Source organism: Streptomyces sp. CWNU-52B (genome assembly GCF_047444975.1).
Lineage (GTDB): Bacteria > Actinomycetota > Actinomycetes > Streptomycetales > Streptomycetaceae > Streptomyces.
The window spans coordinates 172,006-190,713 of the sequence record NZ_JBLFJV010000056.1 but is presented as its reverse complement, the minus strand read 5'-3'; the positions used below and the strand labels follow the sequence as shown (position 1 = coordinate 190,713).

Sequence of the window (18,708 nt, the reverse complement as noted above, 5' to 3'; positions counted from 1 at the left end):
CGGGACCGTGTGCCGTGTCCGGCGGGCCCGGCGGTGCCCGTGCGGTCAGCCGCCGACGAACGTGCTGAGGAGCAGCACTCCCCCGAGGCTGAGCAGCGACTGCAGGGACAGCATGAGCGTCCAGGTGCGGAAGGTCTGGGACACGGAGAGCTGGAAGTACTCCTTGAAGAGCCAGAACCCCGAGTCGTTCACATGGGACAGCATGACGGCGCCCGAGGCGGAGGCCAGCACCATCAGCTCGGGCGAGAGACCGGGATAGGCGCCGAGCAGCGGTGCGACGATGCCGGTGGCCGCCGCGGTCGCGACCGTGGCCGAGCCCAGGCAGATCCGCAGCAGCGCGGCGACGAGCCAGGCCAGCAGCAGCGGGGGTATCGACCAGTCCACCGCGTAGTCCGAGATGATCTTGTCGATGCCGGTGGCGGTCAGCATCGCCTTGAGGCCGCCGCCCGCACCGAGGATCAGGACGATGCCGCCGACCGGACCGAGTCCCTTGCCCGCCATCTTCTGGAGCTGTCCGAGACCGAAGCCGGAGCGCACACCCAGGGCGAAGAAGGCGAACACGACGGCTGCCAGCAGGGACAGCACGGAGGAGTCGCAGGCCTCGAAGAACGAGTACGGCAGGGTGCCCTCGGCCGTGTGGGACGTGCCGACCGTGCCGATCAGCATGAGCACCGGCGGCAGCAGCACGGTGATCAGCGCCAGCGTGAAGGACGCCTGCCGCCGCTGGTTCTCGGGCAGGGGCTCGGGCTCGGGAACGGGCCCCTTGTCGAGGTCCGGAGCGGGCCCGAACCAGCGGCTGGCGACCTTGGTCAGCAGCGGGCCGCTCACGACGGCGATCGGGATGCCGATGATGAGGCCGTACATGATGGTCAGGCCCGTGTTGGCACCGTAGGCCGAGACGGCGAGCGTCGGTGAGGGGTGCGGGGGCAGCAGGCCGTGCGAGATGTAGAGGCCGGCCGCCATCGGCAGTCCGACGTACAGCAGATGGGAGCCGGTGCGCTTGGCGACCGCGTACACCAGGGGTACGAGCATCACGAAGCTGACGTCGAACAGGTGCGGCATGCCGATGAGGAGGGCCGCCGCGGTGATCGCGGTGGGGATCCACTTGACCGGCCGCGCCCCGATGAAGACGGTGGCGATGCGGTCGGCCCCGCCGGAGCCCAGCAGGATGCCGCCGAGAAGGGTGCCGAGGCCGATGGTGGGGCCGGTGCTCTTGAGCGCGTCGCCGAAGCCGTTCTGGAAGAACTCGACGGTCTTGCCCGGCCCGATGCCGGCGGCGAGTCCCAGGCCCAGGGCGGAGATGCTCAGCGCCAGGAAGGGGTGCAGCTTGGCCTTGGTGATCAGCAGGATCAGGACGACGACGGCCGCCACGCCGAGGAGGAGGTGCTGGATGTCCGTGTCCATCAGCGGACCTGCCCGGCAGCGGTGGCGGTGGCGGTGGCGCGGGAGGCGCGGCCCAGCGTCCAGGCCCGCAGCAGGTTCTCGTCGGCGTCGGCGAGGTCGGCCAGCCGGACGAGTTCACCTGCGGCGACCGGCCGGGCGAGCGTGCAGTGGGCGGCGAGGTAGAGCGGGGCGACGTCGGCCGGGGTGTCCTCGTCGCGCAGCAGGACGGCCTGCACGTCGGTGACGTCGTGGTGGTGCCCGCCCATGGCCAGGACGGTCCCGGCGGGCAGGTCCTGCTGTGCGCGGCCCGCGAGCGCGGCGTGGGCGCGCGGGTCGGTGCCTCCGGAGGGGCGGTTGTGCAGCACCGCGGAGAGCAGGGAGAGCGGCGTCTCCACGCCCATGAGGTGGTACGGCAGGTAGATCGCGGCGTACCGGCCGTCGCGGCTGACGACGTGGCCCTTGCCCCGCAGTGTCTCCCAGGTGACCTCGTCACCGGTGCGGACCACGACGAACACGCCGCCGGCGAAGGACGCCTCCTGCGGCAGCCGCAGCGCGCTGAACACGTCGACCGCTCCGGGTCGGTGGAGCACCCCGCCGTCCTCGCGCAGCGCGTAGATGTCGGCGAGTTCGGCGATGCGGGCCACCGGGTAGTGCAGCAGCTCGATGTCGGGGCGGAAGCCGGTGTTCGTGGCGACGACGGCCATCTCGCAGTAGTCGGCGGTGGCGCCGACCGGCAGCGCCGCCACCGCCGCCGCACGTGCGGCCAGGGTGGCGGGGATGTCGTCCCCGAGGGTGAGCAGCGCGGCGAGTTCCGGTGCGGGGACGGTGGTGTCGAGCTGGGTGACCGTGCCCGTGTCGGGGTCGAGGACGAGGTCGTACTCGCTGGACTTCCCGATGGCCACGACGTCGAGGCCCAGGAACTGTGCCCAGGTGACGAGGCCGATGAGGTTGGCGGGCTGGTCGCCGTCCGCCGTGGTGTAGACGACGCCGTTCTCGGCCGCGAGGTCCGCGAGGTGCAGGCCGGCCACGGAGTCGACCTCCTTGCTGACCATGGCGACGTGCCGGCCGGCGCAAAGAGCCCGGCTCGCCATCGCGTAGCCGTCGGCGGGGCTGCCGGTGGCCTCGACCAGGATGTCCCAGGGCGCGGCGGGCAGCAGCGCGCCGCTCTCGACCAGGGCGATGCGCTCCGCGTGCGCCGCGGCGGCCACCTCGTCCTCGGTGGCGCAGACACTCAGGTCGGACGCGCTGTACCCGAGCTCCAGGAGCATCGCGCGCAGCCGCGGTACGTCGCGGTCGCAGAGGACGGCGGGGACGAGCCCGGGGATGCGGGGCGTCTGGGCCAGCAGGGTCCGGGCGAAGCCGCCTCCGGCTCCGGACAGTGCGTAGCGCACGGTCCGGTCGCCGGTGTCGGCGAACAGATGGTGCAGGTTCATGGGCCCCTCCTGGATGACGAGCGCGATGCGGTGATGCCGTGATGTGCTCCCGGCGATGTGCTCCCGGCGCAGGCGGACTCGTCAGCGAGGCGAGAGCCACAGAGGAGCTCGTTAACAAGATGTATCAGCAGATCCCAGCTACGTAAAGTCTGTTAACATTTTTTCACACGCCCTGGTCACGTCGTTGCCCACCGCTCGACCGCCGGGGCGGGGCACCACACCCACCCACCGCAAGGAGGCCTGATGCCGACCCTCGGGGCCATCGCCGACGACTTCACCGGAGCAACGGACCTCGCCACGATGCTGGTCGCCCGCGGGTACCGCACCGTGGTGGCCGTCGGTCCCGACAGCATCGCCGACGACACCGGGCGCACCGCGGTGGACGACGCCGACGCGGTCGTCATTGCGCTCAAATCGCGTACGGCACCGGTCGCCGAGGCGGTGGACTCCTCGCTCGCGGCGCTGCGGGCCCTGCGTGCGGCCGGCTGCGAGCGCTTCTACTTCAAGTACTGCTCCACCTTCGACTCGACGGCGCGGGGCAACATCGGTCCCGTGACCGACGCGCTGCTTGACGCGCTCGGGGAACGGCGCGCCGTCGTCGTACCGTCGTTCCCGGCCACGGGCCGCACCGTCTACCGCGGCAGGCTCTTCGTCCACGACGACCTGCTCGACGAGAGCCCGATGAGCCGCCATCCGCTCACCCCGATGCTCGACTCCCATGTGGGGCGGCTGCTGACACCGCAGACCACGCACCCGGTACGGCTCGTGGGCCTGGACACCGTACGGGCCGGCGCCGAGGCTCTCGCGGCGGCGCTGGACGACCCGGCGCTGGCCGACGCGCTCGTCGTGGTGGACGCCACCGAGGACGCGGACCTGCGCACCGTCTCGGCGGCCACGGCGCACCACCCGCTCGTCACCGGCGCCGCGGGGCTCGCGCTCGGTCTGACGGGCCCCCGGCCGGACGCCGCACGGGTGCGGGCCGCGTCACGCCCCGGTGATCCGGCCGTCGTACTGTCCGGCAGCGCGTCCTCGGCCACCCGCGCCCAGGTGGCGCACGGCCGCGCCCGTCTCCCGCACCGCAAGCTCGACCTCGCCGCGCTGCGGGCCGACTTCGACGCCGCGGTCGGTGAACTGACCGCGTTCGCCCGGGACTGCTGGCAGCGCGATCCACAGCGGCCACCGCTCCTCTACGCCGTCGGCGACCCGAGCGACCTGGACGGCTCCCCCGCCGCGTCGGACCTGGTGGAAAGGGCGCTGGCCGCCTGCGCCACACGCCTGGTCGAGGCCGGCGCGCGACGGCTGCTCGTCGCGGGCGGGGAGACGTCCGGCTCGGTGGTCACCGCGCTCGGCGTACGCACACTCACCATCGGGTCACCCATCGCCCCGGGCGTGACCTGGGCCAGAGCCACCTGCCGCGGCCGGACCGACGAGAGGGCCGCCGCCGGGGACCGGAACCAGGACCGGGACCGGGACCGGGACGGCAACGACGGACACACCGTCGACGTGGCCCTCAAGTCGGGCAACTTCGGCGGCCAGGACATCTTCACCGAGGCTTGGAGCGCCCTCGCATGACCGACCCGCGATCCGAACTCGCCGCGGCCGGCGCCCATCTCGCCGCGCTCGGCCTCAGCCCCGGTTCCTCCGGAAATCTCAGCTTCCGGGACGGCACACGGATCTACATGACCCCCACCGGTACGGACCTGGCCCGGGTCGACCCCGAAGCGCTGAGCGTCCTCGATCTGACCGGGACGCACCTCGACGGGCCGAAGCCGTCCAAGGAGTTCCCGCTCCACACCGCCTTCTACCGCCGTGACGCGTCCGCGCGGGCCGTCGTGCATCTGCACTCCCGTCACGCGGCAGCGGTGTCCTGCCTGTCCGCCTGGCACGAGCACAGCGCCATACCCCCGCTGACGCCGTACTTCGTCATGCGCGTCGGCCAGACTCCCCTCCTGCCGTACGCCGCTCCGGGCGACCGCGGCCAGGCCGACCTGATGGAGTCCCTGCCCTTCCCCTTCCGGGCGGCCCTGTTGCAGAACCACGGCCCGGTCGTCGCGGGCCCCTCGATGTCCCTGGCCGTGGAAGCGGCCGTGGAACTGGAAGAGGTCTCCGCTCTCCTCCTCGCACTCGGCGAGCGCACTCCCCGGTTCCTGTCACCCGCGGAGATCGCGCCACTGACGGAGAAGTACGGCGCGCCGTGGACCGTGGCGGGCTGATCCGCCGGACGTACGGACGTCCCACGCCCCGCGACCGGTCGGCGCACCCGAACTCCGGTGCCCCCAAACGACAGTTCCATGAATGAACGGATACTCTCTGCCCTCCGTCTTGATGGGGGAAGCGGCATCGCGACGTCAGACGACTCGTGGTGCCGCTGACGCACAGATACGTTCACAGGAAGGCTGCGGGAGTGCTGTTAGTGGATCAGAGGGCGAGAAGAGTCGGCTCGATCGCGGGGGTCGCGGTGGCGGCCGTCGTGGGGCTCGCGGGCTGCTCGTCGAGCGACACGGACTCCGACACGGACAAGAAGTCGTCCGCGGGCAGCTCGTCCGCGTCGGACGCGGGGAAGACGGGCGGCGGCGACGCCTCGACGCCGGCGCAGGGTTCGGCCGCCGACCAGTCCACGGCCGAGACGGCGGTCGCCGCGTGGGTCACCGCGGTCATCAAGAACCAGCCGAAGGAAGCGTGCCTGGTGATGGCGGAGCCGGCCGACGGCTCGACGCCCGCGAAGGTCGGCAGCGAGGAGACCTGCGGCGACGGCGCGCCCGAGCGGAAGCAGATCGACCAGACCATCGGACAGGTCCGCGAGTCGTTCGTACCCGACCCGCCCACGGACGATCCGAAGGTGGAAGTGGCGAAGGCCCCGGCGGCCGGTGACACGGTGGAGTTCCCCTCCGACAAGATCACTGTCGACGGGCAGACCCTGGAGAAGATCGTCCTGTCCCACTCCACCGGGGTGACGGCGGACCAGCTGGACATCAAGGTCCAGTCCACCAAGATCAAGGACGCCTGGTACGTGACGAACCTCGACCTCGACATCGGCTAGGACGTCTTCGGGCGGTCCGGCTGTCCGGCCGTGGGTGGGCCCTCTTCCTGCGCGAGGGCCCACTTGTCCGCGTGAGGGCCGTCCGTCCGCCCGTGCGGAGTCGGCGTACTACAGCCGGCGCGCCAGGAGGTCGAGGAGTGCGGTCCAGTGCCTGTCGGACGCCTCGGCGCTGTACATGGCGGTGTCGGCCTGGGTGAATCCGTGATGAGCGCCCGCGTACACCTCGGTCTGGTTACGGACCCCGGCCTCGGTGAGCGTCTTCGCCAGGCGCTCGATCTGCTCGGCGGGGTTGGTGGAGTCCTGGTCGGCGTGGCCGAAGTACACCTCGGCCGTGATGCGGCCGGCGACGAGGTGGGGACTGTCCGGTGCGTCGGTGGCGAGGTGGGCGCCGTGGAATCCGGCCGCGGCGGCGACCCGGTCCGGGTACGTGCCCGCCGTGCGCAGCGCCAGGCCGGCCCCCATGCAGTAGCCGGTGATGCCCGCCGGACCGTCCGTGGTCAGCGGTGACGCGGCGAGCCAGTCCAGGTAGGCGGCCGCATCGCGCATGGCGCCCTCCGGGGTGAGCGTCCGGGCGGCGACGCCGATACTGCTGAAGATCTCCGGCCGTTCGGCGGGGTTGATGAACTCGGGCAGCGGTACGACGGGGGCCGGGCCGTACCGGTAGAAGACGTTCGGGACCAGGACCGTGTACCCGGCCCCGGCCAGCCGGTCCGCCATGCCTTCGAGGTGCGGCCGCAGACCGAAGGCGTCCATGTACAGCAGGACGGGCGGGTGGGCAGCGCCGTCGTCGGGGTGGGTCAGGTAGGCGTCGGCTGTCCCGTCCGGGGTCGGGACATGGACGGTCGATCCGTGGACGGTCGATCCCGGTGTCGAGGTCATCGGTGGCAGGGCTCTTTTCCTGGTGAGGGGTGCGGCGTCGGCGCAGCGAGCAGCTGATGCGCTGCGGCACCATGTGCGTGATGCGGTGCGGCGCCATGTGTGAGACTCAGTGTCAGGTTAGTGACTCACTTCCGGTCCGGGCAAGCAGTGCCACAGTTAGGATCACCACGTGAACACGGGCGGACGGGGCAGGACCAGAGACATCGCACGGGCGGCCGTGCGAGCCGAACTGGCGCAGGTGGCTTTCGAGTTGTTCCGCCGCCAGGGGTTCGACCAGGTCACGCTGGACGACCTCGCCCGCGCCGCCGATGTCTCGCGGAGCACCTTGCTGCGCTACTTCGGCACCAAGGAGGACGCGGTCCTCGCGGCCTACGACGGGCTGGAACTGAAGGTCGCCGCGGCGCTCCGCGACCGGCCCGCCGGCGAGGACGACTGGACGGCGCTGCGTCACGCACTGGACGTCCTCCTGGAGCGTCATCGCCATGATCCGGTCGGCGCCCTGGCCACGGCGCGGCTCGTCTACGGCCACCCCGGCCTGCGCGCCCGCCAGTTGGAGAAGCAGCACCGCTGGCGCCCCGCACTGGCCCAGGCGCTGGCCGACCGCCAGGACGTCGCCGGGCCTCCGACACTCGCACAGTCGGTACGGGCCGCGGCCGCGCTGGACTGCCTCAATGTCGCGCAGGACCACTGGATCGAGTCGGACGGGAGCCTGGATCTCATCGGGCTGCTCGACGAGGCGTTCGCCGCGTTGGCGCCGTAGCGCTGCGGCTGCGGCTGCGGATGCGGCTGCTGCGACAGGTTTAGCTGGGCGCCCGCACCGGCTCGTACGCGCCGAGTCAGAACTACCTGATCGACGTGAGCACTTCGGGCCTGGCAGGCGTCACACATGGACCAGACGTACTTCCTGTGCAGCGACGTGAACTTCCGCTGACTCGCTCACCTGCCCCCGCCGAACAGGAAGTCCGGCGGGGGCCATTCCCCATGAGGTGTCGCGGTCATGGGGTCCTCGCGCGGACCGGTCGACCGATCGGCCCATCGGCCCATCGACCGGAACAACTGAAAGCCCGCGTGGTGGTCAGGGGGCCACGGACGCCCCCAGTGCCGCCCTGGTCATCGCATTCACCTCGGTCGAGCGTCGAGCCGTTCATGTAATGCGTCCACCCGGCCGGAAAATCCGCGTCAGCGCATGGCGACCAGGACGACGCTGCTGAGCACGCTGGTGATCAAGAAATACGGTGCGTTGAGGAGGCCGTAGTAGAGCGGGCGCGGGAAATTCGGGTTGATGGCGATCTGGAAGGTCATCGCGCTGAGATAGCCGACGCCGACGATCAGTCCGAAGGCGATGGCGTCGCCGGTGCCGGTGATGTCGAGCGCCTCGATGAGCACCGCGCTGGTCAGGACCGTGGCAAGAATGCACACCGGCGGACCCAGCAGGGTGACCGCCGTCGACGCGGGTGCCGGGGCGCCCTCTCGGCCGAGGGCGACGGCGTACGGCTTGGCGATCACGACCGCGAACCACACTCCGGCGATCAGGAACGACGCGACCACACAGATCGCGAGAGCCGGCAGGTTGATGTCGGCGAGGACGGAGAACACGCGGAGACCCCTTGTACGGACGAGCGGTCCCTGTGACCGCTGATGAGAGGAGTCTCCGTGGTGTACAGGACAGGTTGTGTCCGCTACCTCGGAGGGAACGGAGCGAAGTCGGAGCGGGAAATGAAAAAGGCAAGGAGGGAAAACCGCTCCTTGCCACTCTCAACTTATAGCGCACCGGGGGGCTTGCGGCAAGGCCCCAGGGGTGCCGCAGAATCATCGGCCGAAGCCGGAATCAGAAGCCGGAATCAATGGTCCGGCTCTGAAGATGTGACGTGGTCGAGTTGGGGTTTCTGATGATTGACGTGATCGTGGTCGGCGGCGGGCCCACCGGATTGATGCTGGCCTGCGAGTTGCGGCTGCACGGTGTGCGGGTGGTCGTGCTGGAGAGGTTGACCGAGCCGACCGCGGAGTCCCGTGGGCGTGGTCTGCACACGCGCAGCGTCGAGATCATGGATCAGCGCGGCCTGCTGGACCGGTTTCTCGCGGTCAGCGAGAAGTTCCAGGTCGGCGGGTTCTTCGGCGGCATCATGAAGTCGTGGCCGGAGCGGCTGGACACGGCGCACCCCTACGGTCTCTCCGCCCTGCAGCCGGTCACCGAACGGCTGCTCGGTGAGCGCGCCCTCGAACTCGGCACCGAGATCCGGCGCGGCTGCGAGGTCGTCGCCCTGAGCCAGTCCGAGGAGCGTGACGGTGAAGGCGACGGGGAGGGGGACAGGGGCGGCGGCGAGGGCGGAGTGAGCGTCGAGTTGGCCGACGGCACGCGGCTGCGCTCGCGCTACCTCGTCGGCTGCGACGGCGGCCGGAGCACGGTGCGCAAGCTGCTCGGCGTCGGCTTCCCCGGTGAACCCGCCACGGTCGAGACCCTGCTGGGCGACATGGAGATGACCGAGGACCGGGCGACGGTGGACGCCGTCGTCGCGAAGGTCCGCACGACGCAACTGCGGTTCGGCACCATCCCCAACGAGGACGGCACGTACCGCGTCATCGTGCCTGCCGAGGCCGTGGCCGAGGAGCGCGCGACCCCGCCGACCTTCGAGGAGTTCAAGCGGCAGCTGCGGGCGGTCGCGGGAACCGACTTCGGTGTGCACTCGCCTCGCTGGCTGTCCCGGTTCGGCGATGCCACCCGGCAGGCCGAGCGCTACCGGGTCGGCCGGGTGCTGCTGGCCGGCGACGCGGCGCACATCCACCCGCCGACCGGCGGGCAGGGGCTCAATCTCGGCGTACAGGACGCGTTCAACCTCGGCTGGAAGCTGGCCGCCGCGGTCAACGGCTGGGCGCCCGAGGGGCTGCTGGACAGTTACCACGACGAACGGCATCCGGTGGGCGCTCGGGTGCTGAGCAACACCCGGGCGCAGATCACGCTGTTGGGGACGGGCGCGGGTGCGACGGCGCTGCGGGAGCTGCTCTCGACGCTCATGGACTTCGAGGAGGTGAACCGGTACATGACCGGGATGATCACCGCGGTCGGGGTCCGTTACGACTTCGGCGAGGGCTGCGGCGAGGGACACGAGCTGCTCGGCCGGCGGATGCGGGACATCGAGCTGAAGGGCGGGCGCCTCTACTCGCTGATGCACGCCGGCCGTGGGCTGCTGCTCGACCGGACCGGCCGGCTCTCGGTGGCGGGCTGGGCGGACCGGGTGGACCACGTCGTCGACGTCAGCGACGTCAGCGGGGAACTCGACGCGCCGGCCGTGCTGTTGCGGCCGGACGGCCATGTGGCGTGGGTGGGTGACGATCAGCGGGACCTGCTCGACCATGTGCCCAGGTGGTTTGGCGGCGCCGCCGGTTGAGCACGCAGTAATGGTCCGCGCAGGCATCGGAACCCGGCCGCCGGAGCGGCCTCGCGCAGGTCGTCGGCCGCGGAGAACTCGGCTGAGTCGCCTCGCCGTCGACCGGTACCGTGCGGACCAGAGCCCAGGAGGTCGGATGGTGCGCCCGGTGTTGCTGGTGGATGTCGACGGACCGCTCAATCCCTATGCCGCGAAGCCTTACCGGCGACCCAGGGGCTATCAGACGCACCGGATGCTGACGCCGCGCTGGGAGGCCGGTGAACGGCTGCGCCTGGCGGCGTGGGGGCTGCCCGACGATCCGGTGAAGCCGCTGCGGGTGTGGCTCAACCCTGACCACGGGCCGGCGCTGGCCGCGCTGCCCTACGACCTCGTCTGGGCGACCACGTGGGAGGAGGAGGCGAACGATTTCATCGCACCGGTCCTGACCCTGCCGGCGCTGCCCTTCATTCCGTGGACCTCACCGCGGTCCGAGCCGGGCGGCGGAGTCTTCTGGAAGACGCCGGAGATCGTCGCGTGGGCGAACGGCCGGGCGTTCGCCTGGATCGACGACGAGATCACCGACACGGACCGCGCCTGGGTGCGGGCACACCACCACGGCCCGGCACTCCTGCACCACGTCGACCCCCGGCACGGCCTGACCGCCGAGGACTTCACCGCACTGGCGGAGTGGGCGACGACCCTGGACGACGACGACTGACACCGGCAACGGAACCCGGACGGTGCCGTGACCTGCTAGGCGTCGAGTCGACGATCGGCCCAGACACAGCTTGCGGGCCGCGGCCGCCGTGCTGTGGTTGTTCGTGACGCGGATGCGCAAGCCCGCCCAGGTCGAACCGCACCCCCGTACGCCCGCGGGGACCCCCGTACGCAGGTGCCGCGATCCCCGTGGACAGTCTGTGGTCTGCAAGGATGTTCCGTATGGATGTGCGGCGCAGGAACCATGTGGCGGTGAGCGGGCGGCCCGGTGGGCCGGTGGTGATGCTGGCGCACGGCTTCGGGTGCGACCAGAACATGTGGCGTCTGGTGGCGCCGGCGCTGGAGCGCGACTTCACCGTCGTGCTCTTCGACCATGTGGGCTCGGGAAACTCGGACCTGTCGGCGTGGAGCCCGGAGCGGTACTCCACGCTGGACGGATACGTCGAGGACCTGCTGGAGCTGTGCCGGGAGCTCGCGCTCGGCCCCGTGACGTTCGTGGGGCACTCCGTGAGCGCGATGATGGGCGTGCTGGCCAGCGTCCGCGAGCCCGGGGCGTTCGCCGGGCTGGTGCTGCTGGCGCCCTCGCCGCGTTTCGTCGACGACCCCGGGACCGGTTACCGGGGCGGGTTCGACGCCGAGGACATCGACGAGCTCCTGGAGTCCCTCGATGCGAACTATCTGGGCTGGTCGGGCACCATGGCGCCGATGATCATGGGTAACCCCGAGCGGCCCGAACTGGGCGAGGAGCTGACCAACAGCTTCTGCCGCACCGATCCGGACATCGCGCGCGTCTTCGCCCGGGTGACCTTCCTGTCCGACAACCGCGAGGACCTCGCCCTGGTGAGCGTGCCCACGCTGGTGGCCCAGTGCTCCAGTGACGCCATCGCTCCCCGGGAGGTGGGCGCGTTCGTGCACGCCCGGATCCCGGGCAGCCGACTGGTCACGCTCGACGCCACCGGCCACTGCCCGCAGATGGCCGCTCCCGAGGAGACCACCGCAGTGATCACCGCGTTCGCGGAAGCGCTCAGATGACGGTCGGAGCGGGCGACGAGGAGGACGACCGAGCCCAGTTCTCCGCACTCCTGGAGGACAGCGCCGAGGATCTGTACGAGCACGCGCCCTGCGGTTATCTGTCCACGCTGCTGGACGGCCGGATCGTGAAGGTCAACACCACCCTGCTGGACTGGCTCGGCTACGAGCGCGACGACCTGCTGGGCCGCCGACACTTCTCCGACCTGCTGACCGTCGGCGGACGGATCTACCACGAGACCCACTTCGCTCCCCTGCTGAGGCTGCAGGGCGAGGTCAGCGGCATCGCCCTGGAACTCAAGGCCGCCGACGGCTCCCGCCTGCCCGTCCTGGTCACCTCGACGGTGAAGACCGGCAGTGACGGCCGGCCCCTGCTGATCCGCACGACGGTCTTCGACGCCCGTGACCGCCGGGCCTACGAGACGGAGCTGCTGCGCGCCCGCAAGGAGGCCGAGCAGGAACGCGAGCGCCTCCAGCGCCTGGCCGCCACCCTGCAGAAGACGCTGCTCCCGCCGACCCTGGCCAACGTGCCCGGCCTGGATGTCTCCGCGCACTACCACATCGCCTCCGCCGACGAGGTCGGCGGCGACTTCTACGACCTGTTCCCCCTGTCCGAAGGCACCTGGGGCATGTTCCTGGGCGACGTGTGCGGCAAGGGCGCCGCCGCCGCGGCCGTCACCTCGCTGGCCCGCTACACCCTGCGCGCCGCGGCCGTGTACGACCCCGACCCCGTCGCGGTCCTCGGCAACCTCAACACGGTCCTGAACCACGAGTACAACGGCGCCGACCCCCGCTTCTGCACCGTCATCTTCGGACTGCTCACCCCCGACCACGACAGGGGAGGCTTCCACGTGACCCTGGCCAGCGGCGGACATCCCCCCGCCCTGCTGATGCGCGCCGACGGCGCCACCGACTACCTCCCCACCCCCGACGGGCAGCTCATCGGTGTCCTGCCCGACGCCCACATCGCCACCACCACCGTCCACCTGGCACCCGGCGACACCCTGCTGCTGCACACCGACGGGCTCACCGAGGCCCACGTCACCGCAGGGGTCGACAGCGAGGACCGCTACGGGGACGACGCGCTCCTCGCGTTCGCCGGCGCCCTCGCCCCCACCACGGCGTCGGACACCATCGACGCGATCCGCGACCTGCTCGACACCTTCGGCAGTGGTGTGGACGACGACACCGCCGTCCTGGCCATCCATGTCCCCCGACCCCCCAGTGATGAGCAGCAGTGACGCAGCGACTGACCCTCCGCACCCGCACCGCTCCGACCGGAGTGGTCATCGAACTCGCCGGGGAACTCGACCACCACACCGCCCCCGACGTACGCGCCGCGCTGCCCGGTCTCGACCTGCGGCCGGGCCGGCAGCTCGTCCTCGACCTCGGCGGTGTCACCTTCTGCGACTCCACCGGCATCACCGTGCTGATCGCCGCCCGCAACCACGCGCTGGCGGCCGGCGCGACCATCGCCCTGGCCGCGGTCCCCGACCGCGTCAGCCGGATCTTCCGCATCGTCGGCCTGGACCAGGTCTTCCCGTCCCATCCGACGGCCGAGGCCGCCGAGGCCGCGTGGCACCCCACCAGCGGCTGACCGCGGCCCACGGAAAAACTTTTCGCGGAAAAGTCGGCCGGGGATGTCGAGAACCCGTGCCCCGCTCCGTCCTCGCTATGAACACGACCACAATGGGTCGCACCAGTACCGAGGAGAACCATCATGGCCAAGTACCTGCTGCTGAAGCACTACCGTGGCGCCCCGGCCGCGGTGAACGACGTACCCATGGCGCAGTGGACGCCCGAGGAGATCACGGCCCACGTGAAGTACATGCAGGACTTCGCGGCCCGGCTGGAGGGGACCGGCGAGTTCGTCGACGGTCAGGCGCTGTCCCCCGAGGGGACCTTCGTCAGGTACGACGGTGAAGGGCGCCCGCCGGTCACCGACGGCCCGTTCGCCGAGACCAAGGACCTCATCGCCGGCTGGATGGTGATCGACGTCGACAGCTACGACCGCGCCGTCGAACTGGCCGGGGAGCTGTCGGCCGCCCCCGGAGCGGGCGGGAACCCGATCCACGAGTGGCTGGAGCTGCGCCCGTTCCTGACCGAGCCGCCCACCATCACGGACTGACCTCTCACCGACCTCGCAAGGAGTGACCTCTCAGATGAACGAGGCCCTGCTCCGGAGCCTCACACCGAGCGTCCTCGGGATCCTCGTCCGCCGCGGAGCCGACTTCGCGGCGGCCGAGGACGCCGTGCAGGACGCGCTGGTCGAGGCCACCCGCGTCTGGCCGGCCGAGCCGCCGCGGGACCCGAAGGGCTGGCTGGTCACCGTGGCCTGGCGCCGGTTCCTGGACGCGGCCCGCGCGGACACCGCCCGCCGCCGGCGTGAGGACCTGGTCGACGAGGAACCGGTGCCGGGGCCCACGCCCACGGTGGACGACACCCTCCAGCTCTACTTCCTGTGCGCCCACCCGTCGCTGACCCCGTCGTCGGCGGTCGCGCTCACCCTGCGCGCGGTCGGCGGCCTGACCACCCGCCAGATCGCCCAGGCCTACCTGGTGCCCGAGGCCACGATGGCGCAGCGCATCAGCCGGGCCAAGCGCACCGTCTCCGGCGTACGGTTCAACCAGCCCGGTGACGTGGCCACCGTGCTGCGAGTCCTCTACCTGGTCTTCAACGAGGGCTACTCCGGGGACCTCGACCTCGCCGCCGAGGCCATCCGGCTCACCCGGCAGCTCGCGGCCGCGATCGACCATCCCGAGGTGGCGGGGCTGCTCGCCCTCATGCTGCTGCACCATGCCCGGCGCGCGGCCCGGACCACGCCCGACGGGGGCCTGGTGCCGCTCGCCGAGCAGGACCGCGGCCGCTGGGACACCGCGTCGATCGCCACGGGCATCGGGATCCTGCAGACGGCCCTCGCCCGTGACCGGCTCGGCGAGTACCAGGCCCAGGCCGCCATCGCTGCGCTCCACGCCGACGCGCAGACCGCCGCGGAGACCGACTGGGTGCAGATCGTCGAGTGGTACGACGAACTCGCGCGCCTGACCGACAGCCCCGTCGTCCGGCTCAACCGCGCGGTGGCCGTGGGCGAGGCCGACGGCCCGCGCGCGGGCCTGGCGGCACTGGCGGCGCTGGACGACTCGCTGCCCCGCCACACCGCGGTGTCGGCCTACCTCCACGAACGCGACGGCGACCTGACGACGGCGGCGCGGCTGTACGCCGAGGCGGCCCGGAAGGCACCCAACCTCGCCGAACGCGACCACCTGACGCGCCGGGCCGCCCGGCTCAACGCCGGCCGGTGATGCCGACGGGTCCCGCCGCTCACAGACCGAGGTAGATCCGGCGCACCCGGGTGTCCTGGCTCAGTTCCTCGGAGGTGCCGGTCATGGCGACAGCGCCGTTCTCCATGACCAGGCAGTGGCTCGTCGCACCGAAGGTGAGCTTGGCGTTCTGCTCGACGAGGAGCAGGCTCAGCCCGTCCTCGCGCAGTCGTTTGAGCACGCTCAGGATCTCGCCGACGAGTTTGGGCGAGAGTCCCATGGACGGTTCGTCGAGGAGCAGGATCCGCGGCCCGGCCATCAGCGCGCGCCCGATGGAGAGCATCTGCTGCTGTCCGCCGGACAGTGCCCCGGCGAGCCGTTGGCCCATCTCGCCCAGTACCGGGAAGAGTTCGCGCACCTCGGCGAGCGTCGCCCGGGTCCCGTCGTCCCAGCGCCGGGCGTACGCGCCGAGCAGCAGGTTCTTCTCCACGCTCAGGCCGGGGAACACATGCCGGCCCTCCGGTACGTAGCCGATGCCGTGCCGCACCATGTCACGGGCCTTCACCCGGGTCAGGTCGCGCTCGCCGAGCGTGATGCGTCCGCCGCCGCGCGGCACCAGTCCCATCAGGGCCTTGAGGGTGGAGGTCTTGCCCGCGCCGTTGGCGCCGATGATGCCCACCGACTCCCCCGGCTCCACGCTGAAGCTGATCGAACTGACCGCGCGGACCCCGCCGTAGTGCACGGACAGGTCGTCGACGGCGAGTGTGGCCGGGGCGCCGCTGCCGGAGGCCGCCGCGGCCTCGTCCGTGGCGGTGGCCCTTCGCCCGAAGGGGGGCTTCCTCATTGGGTCGTCTCCTTCGCCCCGGGTGTCCCGGCCGGAGCCGGCCGCGGCCGGGGGACGTCGGCCGGCGCCGAGTCCCCGAGGTACGCCTCGATCACCTCGGGTGCCGCGACCACCTCGGCGGGTGTGCCCTCCGCGACGACCGAGCCGCCGGAGAGCACCGTCACGCGCTCGCACAGCGACATGACCAGGCCCATGTTGTGCTCGATGAGGACGACCGTGGTGCCGCTGTCGCGGATGGAGCGCACGATGTCCGCCAGTTCCCGCACCTCTTCGCCGTTCAGTCCGGCGGCCGGTTCGTCGAGCAGCAGCAGCCGGGGCCCGGCGGCCATGGCGCGGGCGATCTCGATGCGCCGCTGGATGCCGTAGGGCAGGGATCCGGGCGGGGCCTCGGCGAAGTCGGTGAGGCCGAAGCGTTCCAGGAGTTCCTGGGCCTGCCGGCGCAGCCGTCGCTCGCGGCGTACGACTCCGGGCTGCCACACCGCGTACTGCCAGATGGTGTGCGTCCTGGTGCGGTCCAGTGCGACGAGGACGTTTTCCCGGACCGTCAACTGGCCGAACAGGCGCAGGTTCTGGAAGGTGCGGGCCACACCGAGCAGGGAGAGCTCGTACGGCCGGGTCGTGGTGGTGGCTCGGCCGGCGAACCGTACCTGTCCCGAAGTGGCCCGGTGGAAGCCGCTGATGACGTTGAACAGGGTCGTCTTGCCGGAGCCGTTGGGGCCGACGATGCCGCGGATCTCACCGGGGGCGACCGTCAGGGAGACCTCGTCCAGGGCGCGCAGCCCACGGAAGTCCTTGGTGACGGACCGGATGTCCAGGAGGGGCCCGTCCTCGGTGCCGGGTGCCTCGACGGCCTCGTACGGCTGGAAGGGGCGCAGCCGGGCGCGGTCCCGCGCCCGGGTCCTCCCTGGTCGCCTCCGGTTCACGAACTCCCGTGCGCGGGTGGGGATTCCGGCGAGTCCGGTCGGCGCGAAGACGACCATGAGGACGACCACCACGCCGTATCCGAGCTGTGCGTACGTCGAGAAGTCGGACAGCTGCTCGCGGATCAGGGTCAGTCCGACCGCGCCGACCACACAGCCCACGAGGGAACGCCGGCCGCCGATGACGACCATGGCGAGCAGGATGAACATGTTGGCGATGGAGAAGGTCTCCGGGGCGACATAGCGGATGAGGCCCGCGTACAGGACTCCGGCCAGGCCCCCGTAGAGGCTGGCGAGCAGGAACGCGGTCATGCGCAGCAGCGGGATCTGCGCGCCCGTCGCGCCCGCGGCCAGGGAGTCGTCACGCATCGCGCGCAGCCGTCGCCCCAGGGACGTACGGACGACGAAGAGTCCGAAGCCGAGGCCGAGCGCGCAGACGACCAACTCCAGGTAGTAGTAGAGGTATTCGCTGGAGAGGTCGACGCCGGGCAGGGTGGGCTGCGGGATTCCGGAGATGCCGTCGGCTCCCCCGGTGACCGAGGCGTTGGTGATCCAGTTGATGAAGCCGAGGGCCAGGCCGAGGGTGACGATCCCGAGGTAGTGGGACTGCATGCGCAGGGCCGGGATGCCGACGAACAGGCCCGTCGCCACGGTCGCGAGCACCGCGCACCCGGCCGCCGCCCAGAAGCCGTACCCGGAGTCGGTGGTCAGGATGGCGAGCGTGTACGCGCCGACGCCGAAGAACGCGACCTGCGCGAGGTTGATCTGTCCGGAGACGCCCATGGCCAGGCCCATGCCGATGGCCAGCAGGGCGTAGATGAGCGCGATGTCGACGACATGGATGGAGTAGCCGCCCAGGCCGTAGGGGAGCAGCCAGGCGGCCACCGCGCCTGCCGAGAGCAGTCCGGCCCTGGCGGCCCGGGGCCCGGTGGACCGGAGTCCGGTCCGTACGGTCTTCACGCGCGGCTCACCGTCCTCTCCCCGAAGACGCCCGTCGGGCGGATCATGATGGCGGCGGTGAAGACCAGGAAGGTCACGAGCACGGAGTAGCCCTGGAAGTGGCCGGCCGCGTAGGAGTCCAGGACGCCGATCGCCAGTCCGCCGACGACGGCGCCGGGGACGGAGCCGAAGCCGCCGAGCATCGCGGCGGCGAAGCCCTTGATGCCGAGCGCGCCGCCGAGTGAGGCGTCGACGTACAGCATCGGTCCGACGAGACCGCCGGCCAGGGCGGCGAGGCCCGCGCCGATGGAGAAGGCGAGCGCGTTGCTGCGGCCGACGTCGATGCCGACCGCCGTGGCGGCTTCGTGGTCCATGGCGACGGCCTGCATGGCCGCGCCGCGCTTGGTGCGCGCGAGGAACCAGGCGAGGCCGAGCACGGCGAGGGCCGCGACGGCCATCACCAGCAGGTCGTACGTGCGCACGCGCACCCCGAACAGGTCGAGCGGGGCGGCCCGGACGGGCGAGCGGACGGCCCGTCCGGTGGTGCCCCAGATCAGGATGGCGACGGCCTGCAGGACGATGCCGAAACCGATCGTGCCGATCAGCATCAGGTCGAAGTCCTTGTTCTCCAGGGGCCGCAGGACGCGTTCGATGACCAGGCCGATCGCGGCGGTGACCGCGATGGCCACGATCATGGCGGCGGCGAAGGGCAGCTTGGAGGTCAGGTAGAAGGTGGAGGCCGCGTAGGCGCCGATCATGGCGATGTCGGCGTGCGCGAAGTTGACCAGGCCCATGGTGCGGTAGACCAGGGAGAACCCCATGGCGACCAGGGCGTAGACCGCCCCGAGGCTCAGGCCTCCGACGAGTGTCTGCAGTGTCTCCTGCACGTCGGTGCTCCC

18 protein-coding genes and 1 pseudogene are annotated in these 18,708 nt (G+C 71.2%); 12 read left to right on the top strand and 7 right to left on the bottom strand.

The genetic code is table 11. The features are described from left to right. Positions 1–45 precede the first annotated feature (45 nt). Positions 46–1,404, bottom strand: coding sequence for a gluconate:H+ symporter (locus ACLVWQ_RS36565; RefSeq protein ID WP_414113580.1), 1,359 nt, complete (start codon positions 1,402–1,404; stop codon positions 46–48). Further along, on the bottom strand, positions 1,404–2,816 hold the full coding sequence (locus ACLVWQ_RS36560) for a homoserine dehydrogenase (protein ID WP_414113579.1): 1,413 nt from the start codon (positions 2,814–2,816) through the stop codon (positions 1,404–1,406). Before ACLVWQ_RS36560 ends, ACLVWQ_RS36565 begins: the two co-directional genes overlap by 1 nt. A gap of 243 nt (positions 2,817–3,059) precedes the next feature. Here ACLVWQ_RS36560 and otnK point away from each other — a divergent pair, with 243 nt between their 5' ends. The 3 genes from otnK (at position 3,060) to ACLVWQ_RS36545 (ending at position 5,856) form a co-directional block, all read left to right on the top strand. Further along, positions 3,060–4,388 carry a 3-oxo-tetronate kinase gene (gene otnK, locus ACLVWQ_RS36555; protein WP_414113578.1) on the top strand — a complete coding sequence of 443 codons (1,329 nt, stop codon included), beginning with the start codon at positions 3,060–3,062 and terminating at the stop codon, positions 4,386–4,388. Beyond that, on the top strand, positions 4,385–5,029 hold the full coding sequence (locus ACLVWQ_RS36550) for a class II aldolase/adducin family protein (RefSeq protein WP_414113577.1): 645 nt from the start codon (positions 4,385–4,387) through the stop codon (positions 5,027–5,029). Before otnK ends, ACLVWQ_RS36550 begins: the two co-directional genes overlap by 4 nt. 200 nt (positions 5,030–5,229) lie before the next feature. After that, the gene (locus ACLVWQ_RS36545) at positions 5,230–5,856 is read left to right on the top strand and encodes a hypothetical protein (RefSeq protein WP_414113576.1); all 627 of its coding nucleotides are present in this window, start codon (positions 5,230–5,232) and stop codon (positions 5,854–5,856) included. A 108-nt stretch (positions 5,857–5,964) separates the two neighbouring features. On the opposite strand, the gene ACLVWQ_RS36540 is transcribed toward ACLVWQ_RS36545, so the two are convergent. Continuing rightward, positions 5,965–6,735: a dienelactone hydrolase family protein gene (locus ACLVWQ_RS36540; RefSeq protein ID WP_414113575.1), complete on the bottom strand. Its 771-nt coding sequence runs from the start codon at positions 6,733–6,735 to the stop codon at positions 5,965–5,967. Between the two features lie 169 nt (positions 6,736–6,904). Between ACLVWQ_RS36540 and ACLVWQ_RS36535 the strand changes: the two genes are divergently transcribed. Both ACLVWQ_RS36535 and ACLVWQ_RS36530 read left to right on the top strand, forming a co-directional pair. Continuing rightward, complete coding sequence (locus ACLVWQ_RS36535; protein ID WP_414113574.1) at positions 6,905–7,495, top strand: TetR family transcriptional regulator; 591 nt, start codon at positions 6,905–6,907, stop codon at positions 7,493–7,495. Positions 7,496–7,539: 44 nt separating this feature from the next. Further along, positions 7,540–7,666, top strand: a pseudogene (locus ACLVWQ_RS36530) (cellulose-binding protein); the annotation flags it as partial. Between the two features lie 248 nt (positions 7,667–7,914). Here the strand turns inward: ACLVWQ_RS36530 and ACLVWQ_RS36525 are convergent. Then, a complete protein-coding gene (locus ACLVWQ_RS36525) occupies positions 7,915–8,331 on the bottom strand; it encodes a DUF1761 domain-containing protein (protein WP_414113573.1) in 417 nt (138 codons plus the stop codon). A 293-nt stretch (positions 8,332–8,624) separates the two neighbouring features. Between ACLVWQ_RS36525 and rox the strand changes: the two genes are divergently transcribed. From rox to ACLVWQ_RS36490, 7 genes are all read left to right on the top strand, one after another. Then, positions 8,625–10,121 carry a rifampin monooxygenase gene (gene rox / locus ACLVWQ_RS36520; protein WP_414113572.1) on the top strand — a complete coding sequence of 499 codons (1,497 nt, stop codon included), beginning with the start codon at positions 8,625–8,627 and terminating at the stop codon, positions 10,119–10,121. 136 nt (positions 10,122–10,257) lie between these two features. After that, positions 10,258–10,818, top strand: a complete 561-nt coding sequence (locus ACLVWQ_RS36515; protein WP_414113571.1) for a hypothetical protein — start codon at positions 10,258–10,260, stop codon at positions 10,816–10,818. A gap of 221 nt (positions 10,819–11,039) precedes the next feature. Beyond that, positions 11,040–11,849, top strand: a complete 810-nt coding sequence (locus ACLVWQ_RS36510; RefSeq protein WP_414113570.1) for an alpha/beta fold hydrolase — start codon at positions 11,040–11,042, stop codon at positions 11,847–11,849. Next, a complete protein-coding gene (locus ACLVWQ_RS36505) occupies positions 11,846–13,087 on the top strand; it encodes a PP2C family protein-serine/threonine phosphatase (RefSeq protein ID WP_414113569.1) in 1,242 nt (413 codons plus the stop codon). The genes ACLVWQ_RS36510 and ACLVWQ_RS36505 overlap by 4 nt, the downstream gene beginning before the upstream one ends. Then, a complete protein-coding gene (locus ACLVWQ_RS36500) occupies positions 13,084–13,443 on the top strand; it encodes an STAS domain-containing protein (RefSeq protein WP_414113568.1) in 360 nt (119 codons plus the stop codon). Before ACLVWQ_RS36505 ends, ACLVWQ_RS36500 begins: the two co-directional genes overlap by 4 nt. A 123-nt stretch (positions 13,444–13,566) precedes the next feature. Then, positions 13,567–13,974 carry a YciI family protein gene (locus ACLVWQ_RS36495; RefSeq protein WP_414113567.1) on the top strand — a complete coding sequence of 136 codons (408 nt, stop codon included), beginning with the start codon at positions 13,567–13,569 and terminating at the stop codon, positions 13,972–13,974. A 34-nt stretch (positions 13,975–14,008) separates the two neighbouring features. Continuing rightward, positions 14,009–15,148 (top strand): RNA polymerase sigma factor, encoded by a 1,140-nt coding sequence (locus ACLVWQ_RS36490; protein ID WP_414113566.1) that lies wholly within the window; start codon positions 14,009–14,011, stop codon positions 15,146–15,148. 19 nt (positions 15,149–15,167) lie between these two features. Here the strand turns inward: ACLVWQ_RS36490 and ACLVWQ_RS36485 are convergent, their stop codons facing one another. The 3 genes from ACLVWQ_RS36485 to ACLVWQ_RS36475 are packed head-to-tail and all read right to left on the bottom strand — an operon-like array spanning position 15,168 to position 18,696. Next, entirely contained in the window at positions 15,168–15,950 is a 783-nt protein-coding gene (locus ACLVWQ_RS36485) for an ABC transporter ATP-binding protein (RefSeq protein ID WP_414113565.1), read from the bottom strand. Beyond that, positions 15,947–17,830 carry an ABC transporter permease subunit gene (locus tag ACLVWQ_RS36480; RefSeq protein WP_414113564.1) on the bottom strand — a complete coding sequence of 628 codons (1,884 nt, stop codon included), beginning with the start codon at positions 17,828–17,830 and terminating at the stop codon, positions 15,947–15,949. The genes ACLVWQ_RS36485 and ACLVWQ_RS36480 overlap by 4 nt, the downstream gene beginning before the upstream one ends. Beyond that, positions 17,827–18,696 (bottom strand): branched-chain amino acid ABC transporter permease, encoded by an 870-nt coding sequence (locus tag ACLVWQ_RS36475; protein ID WP_414113563.1) that lies wholly within the window; start codon positions 18,694–18,696, stop codon positions 17,827–17,829. The genes ACLVWQ_RS36480 and ACLVWQ_RS36475 overlap by 4 nt, the downstream gene beginning before the upstream one ends. Positions 18,697–18,708: the final 12 nt, after the last annotated feature.

Coding starts and splice junctions, on each gene's coding strand:
- ACLVWQ_RS36565 (WP_414113580.1), bottom strand. CDS start 1,404: ATGGACACGGACATCCAGCACCTCCTCCTCGGCGTGGCGGCCGTCGTC.
- rox (WP_414113572.1), top strand. CDS start 8,625: ATGATTGACGTGATCGTGGTCGGCGGCGGGCCCACCGGATTGATGCTG.
- ACLVWQ_RS36550 (WP_414113577.1), top strand. CDS start 4,385: ATGACCGACCCGCGATCCGAACTCGCCGCGGCCGGCGCCCATCTCGCC.
- ACLVWQ_RS36540 (WP_414113575.1), bottom strand. CDS start 6,735: ATGACCTCGACACCGGGATCGACCGTCCACGGATCGACCGTCCATGTC.
- ACLVWQ_RS36515 (WP_414113571.1), top strand. CDS start 10,258: ATGGTGCGCCCGGTGTTGCTGGTGGATGTCGACGGACCGCTCAATCCC.
- ACLVWQ_RS36485 (WP_414113565.1), bottom strand. CDS start 15,950: ATGAGGAAGCCCCCCTTCGGGCGAAGGGCCACCGCCACGGACGAGGCC.
- ACLVWQ_RS36510 (WP_414113570.1), top strand. CDS start 11,040: ATGGATGTGCGGCGCAGGAACCATGTGGCGGTGAGCGGGCGGCCCGGT.
- ACLVWQ_RS36490 (WP_414113566.1), top strand. CDS start 14,009: ATGAACGAGGCCCTGCTCCGGAGCCTCACACCGAGCGTCCTCGGGATC.
- ACLVWQ_RS36495 (WP_414113567.1), top strand. CDS start 13,567: ATGGCCAAGTACCTGCTGCTGAAGCACTACCGTGGCGCCCCGGCCGCG.
- ACLVWQ_RS36560 (WP_414113579.1), bottom strand. CDS start 2,816: ATGAACCTGCACCATCTGTTCGCCGACACCGGCGACCGGACCGTGCGC.
- ACLVWQ_RS36505 (WP_414113569.1), top strand. CDS start 11,846: ATGACGGTCGGAGCGGGCGACGAGGAGGACGACCGAGCCCAGTTCTCC.
- otnK (WP_414113578.1), top strand. CDS start 3,060: ATGCCGACCCTCGGGGCCATCGCCGACGACTTCACCGGAGCAACGGAC.